This window comes from Kitasatospora sp. NPDC088134 (assembly GCF_044741705.1).
Lineage (GTDB): Bacteria > Actinomycetota > Actinomycetes > Streptomycetales > Streptomycetaceae > Kitasatospora.
Genome location: NZ_JBIUTD010000035.1, coordinates 37,468 through 52,139, shown reverse-complemented (window position 1 = coordinate 52,139; position 14,672 = coordinate 37,468). Strand labels below are relative to the sequence as shown.

Below are 14,672 nucleotides of genomic sequence, written 5' to 3'. Positions count from 1 at the left end.
CAAGTCTTCGAGGGAAGGGGCCGGTGCGACCGTGACCACCACTCATGAGTTCTGGCTGGCCGGGCGGCGGGCGAGCGGCGAGACGGAGTTCGAGGTCCGTCACCCGCACGACGGCAGCCTGGTGGCGAAGGTCGGCGTGCCGACCGACGCGCAGGTGGAGGAGGCCGTGGCGGCCGCCGCGGCCGCCGTCCCGGTGTTCGCGGCGACCCCGGCGCACGTCCGGTCGGCGGCGCTGGACCACGTGGCGAAGCGGCTCGCGGAGCGCACCGAGGAGATCGCCCGGCTGATCACCGCGGAGAACGGCAAGCCGATCAAGTGGGCGCGCGGCGAGGTCGGCCGGGCCGTGTCGGTGTTCCGTTGGGCCGCCGAGGAGGCCCGCCGCACCAACGGCGAGACGATGCGGCTGGACACCGACCCGGGCGGCACCGGCCGCTACGCGGTCGTGCGGCGCTTCCCGCGCGGCGCGGTGCTGGGCATCGCCCCGTTCAACTTCCCGCTGAACCTGGTCGCGCACAAGGTCGCCCCGGCGATCGCGGTGGGCGCGCCGATCATCCTGAAGCCCGCCCCGGCGACCCCGCTGTCGGCGCTGCTGCTCGGCGAGATCCTGGCCGAGACCGAGCTGCCGGCCGGCGCCTGGAGCGTGCTGCCGGTGGAGAACGCCAAGATGCCGGCCCTGGTGCAGGACAAGCGCCTGCCGGTGATCTCGTTCACCGGCTCGGACAAGGTCGGCTACCAGATCATGGACTCGGTGCCGCGCAAGCACGTCACCCTGGAGCTCGGCGGCAACGCCGCGGCCGTGGTGCTGGCCGACTGGAGCTCCGAGGCCGACCTCGACTGGGCGGCGACCCGGATCGCGCTGTTCGCCAACTACCAGGGCGGCCAGTCCTGCATCTCGGTGCAGCGGGTGATCGCCGACGCGAGCGTCTACGACCGCCTGGTGGAGAAGGTCGTCGCCAAGGTCGAGCAGCAGGTCACCGGCGACCCGTACGACGAGGCCACCGACGTCGGCCCGCTGGTGGACGAGAAGGCCGCCGAGCGGGTCGAGTCCTGGGTGCAGGACGCCGTGGACAAGGGCGCGAAGCTGCTCACCGGCGGCAGCCGGGACGGCGCCGCCTACGCCCCGACCGTGCTGGCCGACCTGCCGGCCGACGCGATCCTGGCCACCGCCGAGGTGTTCGGCCCGGTGCTGTCGCTGCACCGGGTCGAGGGCACCGAGGCGGCCTTCGCGGCCGTCAACGACTCGGCGTTCGGCCTGCAGGCGGGTGTCTTCACGCACGACGTGCAGACCGCGTTCCGGGCCCACCGCGAGCTGGAGGTCGGCGGCGTGGTGATCGGCGACGCCCCGTCCTACCGGGCCGACCAGATGCCGTACGGCGGCGTGAAGGACTCCGGCGTGGGCCGCGAGGGCGTGCGCTACGCGATGGACGACTTCACCTTCGAGAAGGTCCTGGTGCTCACCGGCCTGGACCTCTGAGCCGTCCCGCGACCGGGCCGTCCCGCGACGCCTCCTGACGCCCCGTCACCGCGCCCCGCGCGGCGGCGGGGCGCCGTCGTGCCCGGACGCCGCCGCCGTCCGGGGCAGGGCCGGCGGCAGGACACAATGGGGGGCATGAACTCGCTCGCCCACCCGCAGCTGCGCTTCGCTCCGACCGTGGAGAACCCCGACGGACCCCGGGAGCTGGTGCTCCTCGGCTCCACCGGCTCGATCGGCACCCAGGCCATCGACGTCGTGCTCCGCAACCCCGACCGGTTCCGGGTGGTGGCCCTGTCCGCGGCCGGCGGGCGGGTCGAGCTGCTCGCCGAGCAGGCCCTCGCGCTCGGCGTGCACACCGTCGCGGTGGCCGACCCGGCCGCCGAGGCGCCGCTGCACGCGGCGCTGGCGGCGCAGGCCCAGGGCGCCCCGCTGCCGGAGGTCCTGGTCGGCCCGGACGCGGCGACCGAACTGGCCGCGCTGCCCTGCCACTCGGTGCTGAACGGCATCACCGGCTCGATCGGCCTGGCCCCGACGCTGGCCGCGCTGCGGGCCGGCCGGGTGCTGGTGCTGGCCAACAAGGAGTCGCTGATCGTCGGCGGGCCGCTGGTGAAGGCCGTCGCGCAGCCCGGCCAGATCGTCCCGGTCGACTCCGAGCACGCCGCGCTGTTCCAGGCGCTGGCCGGCGGCACCCGGGCCGAGGTCCGCAAGCTGGTGGTCACCGCCAGCGGCGGCCCGTTCCGCAACCGCACCCGGGAGCAGCTGGCGGGCGTCACCCCGTCCGACGCGCTGGCGCACCCGACCTGGGCGATGGGCCCGGTGGTGACGATCAACTCGGCGACCCTGGTGAACAAGGGCCTGGAGGTGATCGAGGCACACCTGCTGTACGACGTGCCCTTCGACCGGATCGAGGTCGTCGTCCATCCGCAGTCGATCGTTCATTCGATGGTGGAATTCACCGACGGTTCCACGCTGGCCCAGGCCAGCCCGCCGGACATGCGGATGCCGATCGCGCTCGGCCTCGGCTGGCCGGACCGGGTGCCCGACGCCGCCCCCGGCTGCGACTGGACCAAGGCCGCGACCTGGGAGTTCTTCCCGCTGGACAACGCCGCCTTCCCGGCCGTCGAACTGGCCCGCGAGGTGGGTACGCTCGGCGGGACCGCCCCCGCGGTGTTCAACGCCGCCAACGAGGAATGTGTGGACGCTTTCCTGAAGGGCGCGCTGCCCTTCACCGGAATCGTGGACACTGTGGCGAAGGTGGTCGCCGAGCACGGCACCCCGCACCCGGGAACTTCGCTCACGGTGGAGGACGTACTCCAGGCTGAGCACTGGGCCCGGGCCCGGGCCCGGGAACTGGCGGCAGGTTAGGAACGACGGAGGCGACGCGGTGGACAAGCTGATGTGGGTGCTGGGCGTCCTGATCTTCGTGGTCGGGCTGCTGTTCTCGATCGCCTGGCACGAGCTCGGCCACCTCTCCACCGCGAAGCTGTTCGGCATCCGGGTCCCGCAGTACATGGTCGGCTTCGGCCGGACCATCTGGTCCACCAAGCGCGGCGACACCGAGTACGGCCTCAAGGCGATCCCGCTGGGCGGCTACATCAGGATGATTGGGATGTTCCCGCCCGGCCCGGACGGCCGGGTCACCCAGCGCTCCTCCTCGCCCTGGCGGACCATGATCGAGGACGCCCGCTCGGCCTCCTACGAGGAGATCCGGCCCGGCGACGAGGACCGGATGTTCTACACCCGCAAGCCGTGGAAGCGCGTCATCGTGATGTTCGCCGGCCCGGGCATGAACCTGATCCTGTCGATCGGCCTGTTCCTCGCCCTGTTCATGGGCATCGGCGTCCAGCGGGCCGTGCCGACCGTGCAGGAGGTCAGCGAGTGCGTCGTCCCGGTCGGCGCCAAGACCGACGCCTGCGCGCCCGACGCCGAGAAGTCCCCGGCCAACCTGGCGGGCCTGCGCGCCGGTGACACCGTGCTCAGCTTCGGCGGCGTGCAGATCCATGACTACCCGCAGCTGCAGAACCTGATCCGGGACTCCGCGGGCAAGCAGGTCGAGGTCGTGGTCCGGCACCGGGGCGGCGAGCAGCAGACGCTGCACGCCGACATCAAGACCAACACGCTGCAGGCGTACGACAAGGACAACGAGCCGATCAAGGGGCAGACCGTCACCGCGGGTTTCCTCGGCATCACCCCCGCCACCGGGGTGCACCACCTGACGCTCGGCGAGAGCGCCGACCGGATGGGGTCGATGGCCCGGCACAGCGTCGAGTCGCTCACCCAGCTGCCCGGCAAGATCCCCGGCCTGTGGCACGCCGTGGTCGACGGCACCCCGCGCGACGCCGACTCCCCGATCGGCATGGTCGGCGCCGCCCGGCTCGGCGGCGACGTGTTCTCGATGGACCTGCCCGCCACCCAGCGGCTCGCCTTCTCGGTGCAGCTGCTGGCCGGCATCAACATGATGCTGTTCCTGTTCAACATGCTCCCGCTGCTCCCGCTGGACGGCGGCCACATCGCCGGCGCCCTGTGGGAGTCGCTCCGCCGCGGCTTCGCCAAGCTGCTGCGCCGCCCCGACCCCGGGCCGTTCGACGTGGCCCGGCTGATGCCGCTGGCCTACGTGGTCGCCGGGATCTTCATCTGCTTCACCGGCCTCGTGATGGCCGCCGACATCGTCAATCCGGTGCGGCTCAACTAGCGCCGCGCCAGGCAACCTTCGCCCGTCGCGACGCCCGGCACGCGCCCTCCTTGCCCGCCCTCGGGCAGGAGGGGCCCGCTCGCCGCACCGGCCGAAAACCCGAGTACACCCAGTACGAGGGCTTCCGGCCGGCACGCCGAGAGCACGCACCGGACGCCGCTCCTTGACGGCAAAGGTTGCCTGGCGCGGCACTGGCGCCGCGCCACCCACGGCCGGGTGTGCTCCGCCACCCGGCCGTGCCGTACCGTTGGACGCCGGGCGCCCGGGCCGACCAGGCCCGCCCCCCGGCACACCGAACCTCTCCAGAGGAAACACCGCACACATGACCGCGATCTCGCTCGGTATCCCTTCCCTGCCGCTGAAGCCGCTGGCCCAGCGCCGACACTCGCGTCAGATCATGGTCGGCAACGTGCCGGTCGGCGGCGACGCGCCCGTCTCGGTGCAGTCGATGACCACCACGCTCACCTCCGACGTCAACGCGACGCTCCAGCAGATCGCCCAGCTCACCGCCTCGGGCTGCCAGATCGTCCGGGTCGCCGTCCCCTCGCAGGACGACGCCGACGCGCTGCCGATCATCGCCAGGAAGTCGCAGATCCCGGTGATCGCCGACATCCACTTCCAGCCGAAGTACGTGTTCGCCGCGATCGACGCCGGCTGCGCCGCGGTCCGGGTCAACCCCGGCAACATCAAGGCCTTCGACGACAAGGTCGGCGAGATCGCCAAGGCCGCCAAGGACGCCGGCGTGCCGATCCGGATCGGCGTCAACGCCGGCTCGCTCGACAAGCGCCTGCTGGAGAAGTACGGCCGGGCCACCCCCGAGGCGCTGGTCGAGTCCGCGCTCTGGGAGTGCTCGCTGTTCGAGGAGCACGACTTCCGCGACATCAAGATCTCGGTCAAGCACAACGACCCGGTCGTGATGATCAACGCCTACCGCCAGCTCGCCGCCGCCTGCGACTACCCGCTGCACCTCGGCGTCACCGAGGCCGGCCCCGCCTTCCAGGGCACCATCAAGTCCGCGGTGGCGTTCGGCGCGCTGCTCGCCGAGGGCATCGGCGACACCATCCGGGTCTCGCTGTCCGCCCCGCCGGCCGAGGAGATCAAGGTCGGCATCCAGATCCTGGAGTCGCTGAACCTGCGCCAGCGCGGCCTGGAGATCGTCTCCTGCCCGTCCTGCGGCCGCGCCCAGGTCGACGTCTACAAGCTCGCCGAGGAGGTCACCGCCGGCCTGGAGGGCATGGAGGTGCCGCTCCGGGTCGCCGTCATGGGCTGCGTCGTCAACGGCCCCGGCGAGGCCCGCGAGGCCGACCTCGGCGTCGCCTCCGGCAACGGCAAGGGCCAGATCTTCGTCAAGGGCGAGGTGATCAAGACCGTCCCCGAGTCGAAGATCGTCGAGACCCTGATCGAGGAGGCCATGAAGCTGGCCGAGCAGATGCAGGAGGAGGGCGTGGAATCCGGCGCCCCCGTCGTCGTGGCCGCCGAGTGACGGCCTGAAGTCCCCCGGCGGGGCCGCCGCGCGCGGCGGCCCCGCCTGTTCGAGAGGTGCCCCCGTGCTCGACCGAGGCGTGACGCTGCCCGGCCCCTTCCAGGTGGCCCGGGCCCTGGCCGCGACCCGCGTGCTGGAGACCCCCGACCTCGACGCGGCGCTGGAGATCCTGCACCGCGACCCGGTCGCCAACGCCTTCGTCGCCACCCGGGTCGAAGCCGTCGGCCTCGACCCCTGGCGGCTCGGCGGCGAGATGTGGGGCTGGTACGACGCCGAGGGGCGGCTCGACGCGCTCTGCTACGCCGGCGCCAACCTGGTCCCCGTCAACGCCGGGCCCGAGGCCGTCCGCGCCTTCGCCGAGCGGGCCCGCCGACAGGGCCGCCGCTGCTCCTCCATCGTCGGCCCCGCCGACTCCACCGCCGCCCTCTGGGCCCTGCTGGAGCGCTCCTGGGGCCCCGCCCGCGACGTCCGCGCCCACCAGCCGCTGATGGCCACCGCCGAGCCCGTCACCGCCGTCGCGGCCGACCCGCAGGTGCGCCGGGTCCGGCGCAACGAGATCGAGGCGCTGATGCCCGCCTGCGTGGCGATGTTCACCGAGGAGGTCGGCATCTCCCCGCTGGCCGGCGACGGCGGACTGCTCTACCAGGCCCGGGTCGCCGAACTGGTCTCCACCGGACGGTCGTTCGCCCGCTTCGACGAGGACGGCAAGGTCGTCTTCAAGGCCGAGATCGGCGCCGTCACCGTCGGCGCCTGCCAGATCCAGGGCGTCTGGGTCGCCCCCGAGCACCGCGGCCGCGGGCACTCCGAGACCGGCATGGCCGCCGTGGTCAACACCGCGCTCGCCGAGGTCGCCCCCGTGGTCTCGCTGTACGTCAACGACTTCAACCTCCGGGCCCGCGCCGCCTACCGCCGGGTCGGCTTCCGCGAGGTCGGCGCGTTCATGAGCGTGCTGTTCTGACGACCCGTCACTGCCCCGCGGGGTCGCGCAGCGGCAGGTGCGCGCCCATCACCGCGTACGGGCGCGCCGTGTTCGGGAAGCGCACCGCCGGCGCCAGGTCCCGGTAGCCGAGCGAGCGGTACAGCCGGCGCGCCGGGGTCTCCGCGTCGATCGCCGACAGGATCGACCGGTCGAGGCCCGAGCGCCCGCACAGCGAACGGATCAGCCGGGTGCCCACCCCCAGGCCCTGGAACTCCGGCAGCACGTGCAGCTCCGTCACCGCGAACACCCCGTCCAGCCAGCCCTCGTGGCCGCGCGCCGCCAGGTACGGCTCGATCACCGTCGACCACCAGTGGTCGCGCCGGTTCGGCATCCCGTACCCGAACCCGACCAGCCGGCCCTGCGCCATCGCGCCCAGCGCCACCACCCCCGGCTGCAGGGCGTGCCGCCCCACGATCGGCAGCCGCACCGCCACCTCCTGCGGCCCCAGCCCGAACGCGACCGCCTGCACCTCCAGCACGGTCGGCGCCCACGCCGCCAGGTCGATGGCCTCGATCGTCACCCCGGTGAGCTGCTCCATGAAGCGGGACGTTACTACCTGCCGCACCGCCCGGTGCCGCGCCCCGGCCTCACAGCCAGGACGCGAACTCCAGACGGAGCTCCGCCCCCGCCGCGTCGCCCGCCGCGAGCGCCCCCAGCCCGGCGTCCACCGCCCGCAGCAGCGTCCACGCCCGGACCCGCTCGGCGGGCAGCTCCACCGCCTCGGCGAGCTGCCGCAGCCGCCGCCGGGCCGCACCGCGCGGCCCCGGCGAGGCCGCCAGCGTGTCCACCCGGTCCAGCACCAGCCGGGCCAGGTCGAAGGCCCGGTCGCCGACCACCGGGCGCGGGCCGACCGCCAGCCACGGGGCCCGCTCCGCCGCCAGCACCCGCCCGTGGTGGAACGCCCCGTGCAGCAGCCAGTCGCCGCCGTCCCCCGCCAGCGCCACCGCCTCCAGCGCCTCGTCCACCAGCGGCGCGGCGTCCGCAGCGGCGGGCAGCTCCCGGCGCTCCGCGATCCGGGCGGCGATCCGGGCCGCCCGCTCCGGCAGGGTCTCGAAGCCGTGCCCCGCCGGGGCCGGCACCCACAGCCGGCGCAGCAGGCTGGTCGCCTCCAGCATCGCCTTCGCCTCCGCCAGCGAGCGCAGCGGGATCTCCCCGTGCAGGCGCTCCAGCAGCAGCGCCCCGTCCGCCTCGGCGAGCAGCAGCACCGCCCCGCGCCCCGCCCAGGCCCGCAGCGCCGCGGCCTCCGCCGAGGGCCGGGCCGCCTTCACCGCGACGGGGGAGCGGTCCGCCGCCCGGTGCGCGTAGAGCAGCACGGAGCCCCGGCCGCCCGGCTCCAGCACCCGCTCGGGCACCAGCTCCCAGTCGGCCAGCCGCCGGGCGAGCAGGCCGGGCAGCGCCGCCAGCCAGACCTCCCCGGCGGGGTCCCCCGCCGCCCGCACCGACCCGACCAGCCGCCCGGGGGCGGTGAACTGCGCAGATTGTGCCGACATGGGACCGATTATCGGGTACCGGACGGGGCGCTCAGGGCGTCGCCGGGCCCGTCGGCTCCGCCGTTTCCATGATCCCCGGCAGCGCCGGGAGGTCCGCGCCCCAGTGGACGGCGCGCAGCGCGCACTCGCGCAGCGCGGCGGCGCCCTCGGCGCGGAACGCGGCGGTGGCGGCCAGGTCGGCGTAGGCGGCGGTGAGCTGGATCTCCAGGTGGGCGGCGAGCTGCGTCGCGGCGGCGGCGTCCTTGACCGGGAACGGCAGCCGGTAGCCAGCCGCCGCGGCGGCGGGGGAGGCGCCCCGCCCGGCCAGCAGGCGCTGCCAGGCGTCCCGCCGGGCCTGGTGGGCGGCGTACGCGGCGCGGCCGTCCTCGCGCTGCGGCCCGACCGGGAGGAAGGCGCCCACCACGCCGTACCCGTACACGGCGGCGTGCTCGGCGGCCAGCGCCGCCTGCAGCGCCCCGGTGTCGGCCCCGGCCGGGGCGGCGGACCCCGACGGAGCGGCGGACGGGGCGGCGGACGCGGAGCCGGACGGGGCGGGCGGCGGCGCGGCGGGGTCGAAGCCCCCGGTGTCGCCGAGCGCGGCGGCGTGGGCCGCGCCGGAGGCGGCGACCGCGGCGAGGGTCCGGGCCAGCTCCGGGGAGGCGGCGGCCAGGTCGGCGAGGCGCAGGCCGGCGGTGCGCCGCTCGGCCGCGGCCAGCTCGGCGACCCCGCGCGCCGGGGCGGTGGCCGAGGCGGAGGCGGAGGGAGAGGGCGAGGGGGAGTCCGCAGGGAGGCTCCGGGCCAGCGCCGTACGGTGCTGGAGCACGTCCTCGCGCAGGTCGCCGAGCCGGGCGGCGTCCGCCGGGCTCGCCGCGGCGGCGGCGTCGTAGTCCGCCAGCAGCGCGTCGGTGGCGGCCAGCTGACGGAGCCTCAGCACGGCGTCCGGGTCCTGCTGCTGCTGCGGAGCGGGCGGCCGGTCGGAGCCGCCGGTGCAGCCGACCGGCAGGGCGAGTCCGGCGAACGCCCCGAGGGCCAGGAAGGTCCGCCGTGTCGGCGCGCGCATCGGTGCTCCAGCGGGGTCGGTGGGGTCGATGGGGGCGGTGTGCCCCCGTCGGGAGGAATCTTTACCGGATCAGCACGGTCTGCTGCTGGACCTCGGACGGTATCCGGCGCCTGTGACCTTCCTCGCAGCGGGGTGGCCCGGGCCGGGGGCGGAATCGGCGGTTCGGCCTCCGACCCGATAGGCTTCGCGGTGAGTTAGCACCTTCGACAACAGCAGACGCGGCCGAGGAGTCACCCGGATGAGCACCACCCCCACCGACCGGCTGCGCGCGTTGTTGGAGCCGCTGGCCGCCGAAGCCGGGCTGGACCTCGAAGAGGTCAAGGTGACCCAGGCCGGCAGCCGCCGCCAGGTGCAGATCGACGTGGACTCCGACGAGGGCGTCGACCTCGACGCGATCGCCGACTTCTCCCGCCTGGTGGGCCAGGCGCTGGACGAGTCCGACCTGATGGGCGCCGCCCCGTACCTGCTGGAGGTCGGTTCGCCGGGCGCCGAGCGCCCGCTGAACGAGCCGCGGCACTGGCGCCGGGCGGCCGGCCGACTGGCGGCGATCAAGCTGGTGGACGGCGCGGAGCTGACCGCGCGGGTGCTGGAGAGCGACGAGGACGGCGCGCTGGTCGAGGTGCAGCCGGTCAAGGGGCGCGGCCGCCCCAAGGAGCGCCGACTGGAGTTCGCGGAGATCGCGCGGGCCCGGGTGCAGGTCGAGTTCAACCGCAAGGACGAGGAACCCATCGACGCCGCCGCCGACATCGCGGACGTGGACGAAGAGGAAGAGGAGGCGTAGTCGTGGACATCGACATGAGTGCCCTGCGCGGGCTGGTCACCGAGAAGGGCGTGCCGTTCGACCTGCTGGTCGAGTCGATCGAGTCGGCCCTCCTCATCGCGTACCACCGCACCGAGGGCTCGCGCCGCCGGGCGCGGGTGGAGCTGAACCGCAAGACCGGCCACGTGACGGTCTGGGCCCTGGAGGACGCCGCCGAGCTGGAGGAGGGCGTGGAGCCGAAGGAGTTCGACGACACCCCGTCGGGCTTCGGCCGGATCGCCGCCTCCACCGCCAAGCAGGTCATCCTGCAGCGGCTGCGGGACGCCGCGGACGACCAGACCTTCGGCGAGTACGCCGGCAAGGAGGGCGACATCGTCACCGGTGTCGTCCAGCAGGGCAACGACCCGAAGAGCGTGCTGGTCGACATCGGCAAGCTGGAGGCCATCCTGCCCCCGCAGGAGCAGGTCCCCGGCGAGGTGTACGCGCACGGCACCCGGCTGAAGTGCTACGTGGTGGGCGTGCGGCGCGGCGTGCGCGGCCCGTCGGTCACCCTGTCGCGGACCCACCCGAACCTGGTGAAGCGCCTGTTCGCGCTGGAGGTCCCGGAGATCGCGGACGGCTCGGTGGAGATCGCCGCGATCGCCCGCGAGGCCGGCCACCGCACCAAGATCGCGGTCTGGTCGCGCCGGTCCGGCCTGAACGCCAAGGGCGCCTGCATCGGCCCGAACGGCATGCGGGTGCGCACCGTGATGTCCGAGCTGCACGGCGAGAAGATCGACATCGTCGACTGGTCGGAGGACCCGGCGGAGATGGTCGCCGCCGCCCTGTCGCCCGCGCGGGTGACGAAGGTGGAGATCGTCGACCTGGCCCAGCGCTCGGCCCGGGTGATCGTGCCGGACTACCAGCTGTCGCTGGCGATCGGCAAGGAGGGGCAGAACGCCCGCCTCGCGGCCCGGCTCACCGGCTGGCGGATCGACATCCGTCCGGACACCGAGGTCCCCGCCCAGGAATCAGCGGGCCGCTAGCAACCGTTGTCATGAGCCTCCGGAGATCTACTCGGCGGCGGTGAGTCCCTTCGGAGGGGTAGACTTGAACGTGTCTGGCCGGACGCATGTCCGCGCACGCCCTGAACGCACCTGCGTGGGCTGCCGCAAGCGAGCGGCCAAGCACGAGCTGCTGCGTGTCGTGGCGGGCGAGGGCGCGTACGTCCCCGATCCCCGCGGCACACGGCCGGGCCGGGGCGCGTACCTGCACCCCGATCCGGCCTGCCTCGACCTCGCGGTCCGCCGCCGGGCGTTCCAGCGGGCCCTCCGGGTCCGGGAAGCGCTCGACCCCGGCGCCCTGCGGGAGCACGTCGGGGCAGGAGTGGCGCCGGCCGACGGGCAGTCGGCCCGCTGACGGGCATCGCGCCCGGCAACACGCACCAGTGCACGGCGGTGGTACGCCGCCGTGCGCCCCAGTCAGGTACCTCGCGAGATGGAAGTAGGTCGAGATTGCGATGAGCACTCGATGAGTACGCGATGAGTACGCCCATGAAGTAACGGCAGTCCGGCGGACGAATACCCCGGACGCATAGACAGGAGCGAAGTGGCTAAGGTCCGGGTATACGAACTCGCCAAGGAGCTCGGTTTGGAGAGCAAGGCCGTCATGGCCAAGCTCACCGAGCTGGGCGAGTTTGTCCGTTCGGCGTCCTCGACGATCGAGGCGCCGGTCGTGCGCAAGCTGACTGACGCTTTGGGAGCGACCCCGCCGTCCGGCGGCGCGTCCTCCGCGAAGCCTGGCCCGCGGAAGCCCGCGGCGCCCCAGCCGTCCGGCGCCGCCGGTTCGGCCGCGCCCAAGCCGGGCGCAGCACCCACCCCCGGCCCGCGTCCCACCGTGACGCCGGGCCCCCGTCCGACCACCCCCGCGCCCGCCGCGCCGAAGCCCGCGGGTGCGCCCGCCCCGGCTCCGCGCCCGGCGACGCCCGCCCCGGCCGCTCCGGCGCCGGCGGCGGAGTTCTCCTCCCCGGCCCCGGCCGGCGAGGCTCCGGCGCGCCCGGCCGCCCCGCGGCCGGCCCCGGCCAACCCCGCGGCCCGTCCGGGCCCGCGTCCGGCCGGTCCGCGTCCGGGCAACAACCCCTTCACCTCGGGCGGCGCGTCGGGCATGGCCCGGCCGTCCGCCCCGCGTCCGGGCGGTGCGCCCGCGGGTGACCGCGGTCCCCGTCCCGGTGGCGAGCGCGGTCCCCGTCCGGCCGGTGCGCCGGGTGCCGGTGAGCGCGGTCCCCGTCCCGGTGGCGAGCGCGGTCCCCGTCCGGCCGGTGCGCCGGGTGCCGGTGCCCCGCGTCCGGGCGGTGCGCCGTCCGGTGAGCGCGGTCCCCGTCCCGGTGGCGCTCCGCGTCCCGGTGGCCCGGGTGCCGGTGCGCCCCGTCCTGACGGCATGCCCCGTCCGGCCGGTCCGCGCCCCGGTGCGCCGAGCCCGTCCGGGATGCCCCGTCCGAACCCCGGCATGATGCCGCAGCGTCCGGGCCCGCGCCCGGGTCCGGGTGCCGGCGGTGCGCGTCCGGGTGGTCCCGGTGCGCGTCCGGGTGCTCCGGGCGGCGGCGCCCGTCCCGGTTTCCAGGGCCGTCCGGCCGGTCCGGGCTCGCGTCCGGCCGGTGGCGGCTTCGGCGGCCCCCGTCCGGGTGGCGGCGCCGGCGGCGGTGGCGGCTTCGGTGGCGGCGGTGCCCGTCCCGGTGGCTTCGGCGGTCGTCCCGGCGGCCCGGGTGCCCGTGGTGGCACGCAGGGCGCGTTCGGTCGCGGCCCCGGCGGCCGTCCGGCCCGCGGCCGGAAGTCGAAGCGCGCGAAGCGCCAGGAGTACGAGGCCATGCAGGCCCCGTCCGTCGGCGGCGTGATGCTGCCGCGCGGCAACGGCTCGACCGTTCGCCTCTCGCGCGGTGCTTCGCTGACGGACTTCGCGGAGAAGATCAACGCCAACCCGGCGGCGCTCGTCTCGGTGATGTTCAACCTCGGTGAGATGGTCACCGCCACCCAGTCGGTCTCCGACGCCACGCTCCAGCTGCTGGCCGACGAGATGGGCTTCGTGCTGGAGATCGTCAGCCGGGACGACGAGGACCGCGAGCTGCTCGAGTCCTTCGACATCGACTTCGGTGTCGACGAGGGCGACGAGGAGATGCTGGCCGCGCGTCCGCCGGTGGTCACCGTCATGGGTCACGTCGACCACGGCAAGACCCGCCTGCTCGACGCGATCCGCAAGACCAACGTGGTCGCGGGCGAGGCCGGCGGCATCACCCAGCACATCGGTGCCTACCAGGTGGTCACCGAGGTGAACGGCGAGCAGCGCCCGATCACCTTCCTCGACACCCCGGGTCACGAGGCGTTCTCCGCCATGCGTGCCCGTGGTGCCAAGTCCACCGACATCGCGATCCTGGTGGTCGCGGCCAACGACGGCGTCATGCCGCAGACGGTCGAGGCGTTGAACCACGCCAAGGCCGCCGGCGTGCCGATCGTGGTCGCGGTCAACAAGATCGACGTCGAGGGCGCCGACCCGACCAAGGTCCGCGGCCAGCTGACCGAGTTCGGCCTGGTGGCCGAGGAGTACGGCGGCGACACCATGTTCGTCGACATCTCCGCCCGCCAGGGCCTCAACATCGAGGAACTGCTGGAGGCCGTGGTCCTGACCGCGGACGCCTCGCTCGACCTCCGGGCCAACCCGGAGCAGGACGCGCAGGGCATCGCGATCGAGGCCCACCTGGACAAGGGCCGCGGCGCCATGGCGACGCTGCTCGTCCAGCGCGGCACCCTGCGGGTCGGCGACTCGATCGTGGTCGGCGACTCCTACGGCCGCGTCCGCGCGATGCTGGACGAGAACGGCAACAGCCTCACCGAGGCCGGCCCGTCCCGTCCGGTGCTGCTGCTCGGTCTGACCTCGGTGCCCCGCGCCGGCGACAGCTTCATCGTCGTCGACGAGGACCGCACCGCCCGCCAGATCGCCGAGAAGCGCGCCGCCCGCGACCGCAACGCCTCGATGGCCCAGCGCCGCGTCCGCGTGTCGCTGGAGGGCTTCGAGGCCGCGCTGGCCGCCGGCAACATCGAGAAGCTCAACCTCATCATCAAGGGTGACGTCTCCGGTTCCGTCGAAGCCCTCGAGGACGCCCTCGTCAAGCTGGACGTGGGCGAGGAGGTCGAGCTGCGGGTGCTGCACCGCGGTGTGGGTGCCATCACCGAGTCCGACGTGGACCTGGCGATGGGCTCGGACGCCATCATCATCGGCTTCAACGTGCGCGCCGAGGGCCGTGCGCGCACCGCGGCCGAGCGCGAGGGCGTCGACATCCGCTACTACTCGGTCATCTACCAGGCGATCGAGGAGATCGAGGCGGCGCTCAAGGGCCTGCTCAAGCCCGAGTACGAGGAGGTGCGCCTCGGCTCCGCGGAGATCCGCGAGGTGTTCCGCTCCTCCAAGTTCGGCAACATCGCCGGTGTGCTCGTCCGCGAGGGCATCATCCGCCGCAACACCAAGGCGCGCCTGCTGCGCGACGGCAAGGTCGTGGCGGAGAACCTCAACATCGAGGGCCTGCGCCGCTTCAAGGACGACGCCACCGAGGTCCGCGAGGGCTTCGAGGCCGGTGTCACGCTCGGTTCGTTCAACGACATCAAGGTCGAGGACGTCATCGAGACCTACGAGATGCGGGAGAAGCCGCGCTCGTAACGGGTGACCGACCGGGGCCGGTCGGCGGGAGCGTTATCCCGTCGACCGGCCCCGGCCGCGCTTGTTAGGGTC

General features: G+C 74.3%; 12 protein-coding genes. 9 read left to right on the top strand and 3 right to left on the bottom strand.

Translation table 11 applies throughout. The features are described from left to right. Positions 1–31 precede the first annotated feature (31 nt). From ACIOHG_RS34370 to ACIOHG_RS34350, 5 genes are all read left to right on the top strand, one after another. On the top strand, positions 32–1,474 hold the full coding sequence (locus ACIOHG_RS34370) for an aldehyde dehydrogenase family protein (protein WP_400956630.1): 1,443 nt from the start codon (positions 32–34) through the stop codon (positions 1,472–1,474). A 135-nt stretch (positions 1,475–1,609) separates the two neighbouring features. Beyond that, positions 1,610–2,839, top strand: coding sequence for a 1-deoxy-D-xylulose-5-phosphate reductoisomerase (gene dxr / locus ACIOHG_RS34365; RefSeq protein WP_400956627.1), 1,230 nt, complete (start codon positions 1,610–1,612; stop codon positions 2,837–2,839). 19 nt (positions 2,840–2,858) lie between these two features. Beyond that, a complete protein-coding gene (locus ACIOHG_RS34360; RefSeq protein ID WP_400956624.1) occupies positions 2,859–4,166 on the top strand; it encodes a M50 family metallopeptidase in 1,308 nt (435 codons plus the stop codon). A 322-nt stretch (positions 4,167–4,488) separates the two neighbouring features. Next, positions 4,489–5,649: a flavodoxin-dependent (E)-4-hydroxy-3-methylbut-2-enyl-diphosphate synthase gene (gene ispG / locus ACIOHG_RS34355; protein WP_033253947.1), complete on the top strand. Its 1,161-nt coding sequence runs from the start codon at positions 4,489–4,491 to the stop codon at positions 5,647–5,649. Between the two features lie 115 nt (positions 5,650–5,764). Further along, positions 5,765–6,607, top strand: coding sequence for a GNAT family N-acetyltransferase (locus tag ACIOHG_RS34350; protein ID WP_400956677.1), 843 nt, complete (start codon positions 5,765–5,767; stop codon positions 6,605–6,607). 7 nt (positions 6,608–6,614) lie between these two features. Here the strand turns inward: ACIOHG_RS34350 and ACIOHG_RS34345 are convergent, their stop codons facing one another. Genes ACIOHG_RS34345 through ACIOHG_RS34335 form a run of 3 tightly spaced genes read right to left on the bottom strand, consistent with a single transcriptional unit; the run spans position 6,615 to position 9,157 of the window. Next, the gene (locus ACIOHG_RS34345) at positions 6,615–7,166 is read right to left on the bottom strand and encodes a GNAT family N-acetyltransferase (RefSeq protein ID WP_400956622.1); all 552 of its coding nucleotides are present in this window, start codon (positions 7,164–7,166) and stop codon (positions 6,615–6,617) included. Between the two features lie 49 nt (positions 7,167–7,215). Next, positions 7,216–8,118: an aminoglycoside phosphotransferase family protein gene (locus tag ACIOHG_RS34340; RefSeq protein WP_400956619.1), complete on the bottom strand. Its 903-nt coding sequence runs from the start codon at positions 8,116–8,118 to the stop codon at positions 7,216–7,218. Positions 8,119–8,149: 31 nt separating this feature from the next. Beyond that, positions 8,150–9,157 (bottom strand): DUF4439 domain-containing protein, encoded by a 1,008-nt coding sequence (locus ACIOHG_RS34335; RefSeq protein ID WP_400956616.1) that lies wholly within the window; start codon positions 9,155–9,157, stop codon positions 8,150–8,152. Between the two features lie 238 nt (positions 9,158–9,395). Between ACIOHG_RS34335 and rimP the strand changes: the two genes are divergently transcribed. The 4 genes from rimP to infB all read left to right on the top strand — a co-directional run bounded on the left by rimP (position 9,396) and on the right by infB (position 14,600). Beyond that, positions 9,396–9,938 carry a ribosome maturation factor RimP gene (rimP, locus tag ACIOHG_RS34330; RefSeq protein WP_400956615.1) on the top strand — a complete coding sequence of 181 codons (543 nt, stop codon included), beginning with the start codon at positions 9,396–9,398 and terminating at the stop codon, positions 9,936–9,938. A 2-nt stretch (positions 9,939–9,940) separates the two neighbouring features. Continuing rightward, positions 9,941–10,942 carry a transcription termination factor NusA gene (nusA, locus tag ACIOHG_RS34325; protein WP_400956612.1) on the top strand — a complete coding sequence of 334 codons (1,002 nt, stop codon included), beginning with the start codon at positions 9,941–9,943 and terminating at the stop codon, positions 10,940–10,942. Positions 10,943–11,012: 70 nt separating this feature from the next. Continuing rightward, a complete protein-coding gene (locus ACIOHG_RS34320) occupies positions 11,013–11,315 on the top strand; it encodes a YlxR family protein (RefSeq protein WP_400956674.1) in 303 nt (100 codons plus the stop codon). A gap of 189 nt (positions 11,316–11,504) precedes the next feature. Next, the gene (gene infB, locus ACIOHG_RS34315; RefSeq protein WP_400956609.1) at positions 11,505–14,600 is read left to right on the top strand and encodes a translation initiation factor IF-2; all 3,096 of its coding nucleotides are present in this window, start codon (positions 11,505–11,507) and stop codon (positions 14,598–14,600) included. Positions 14,601–14,672 lie beyond the last annotated feature (72 nt).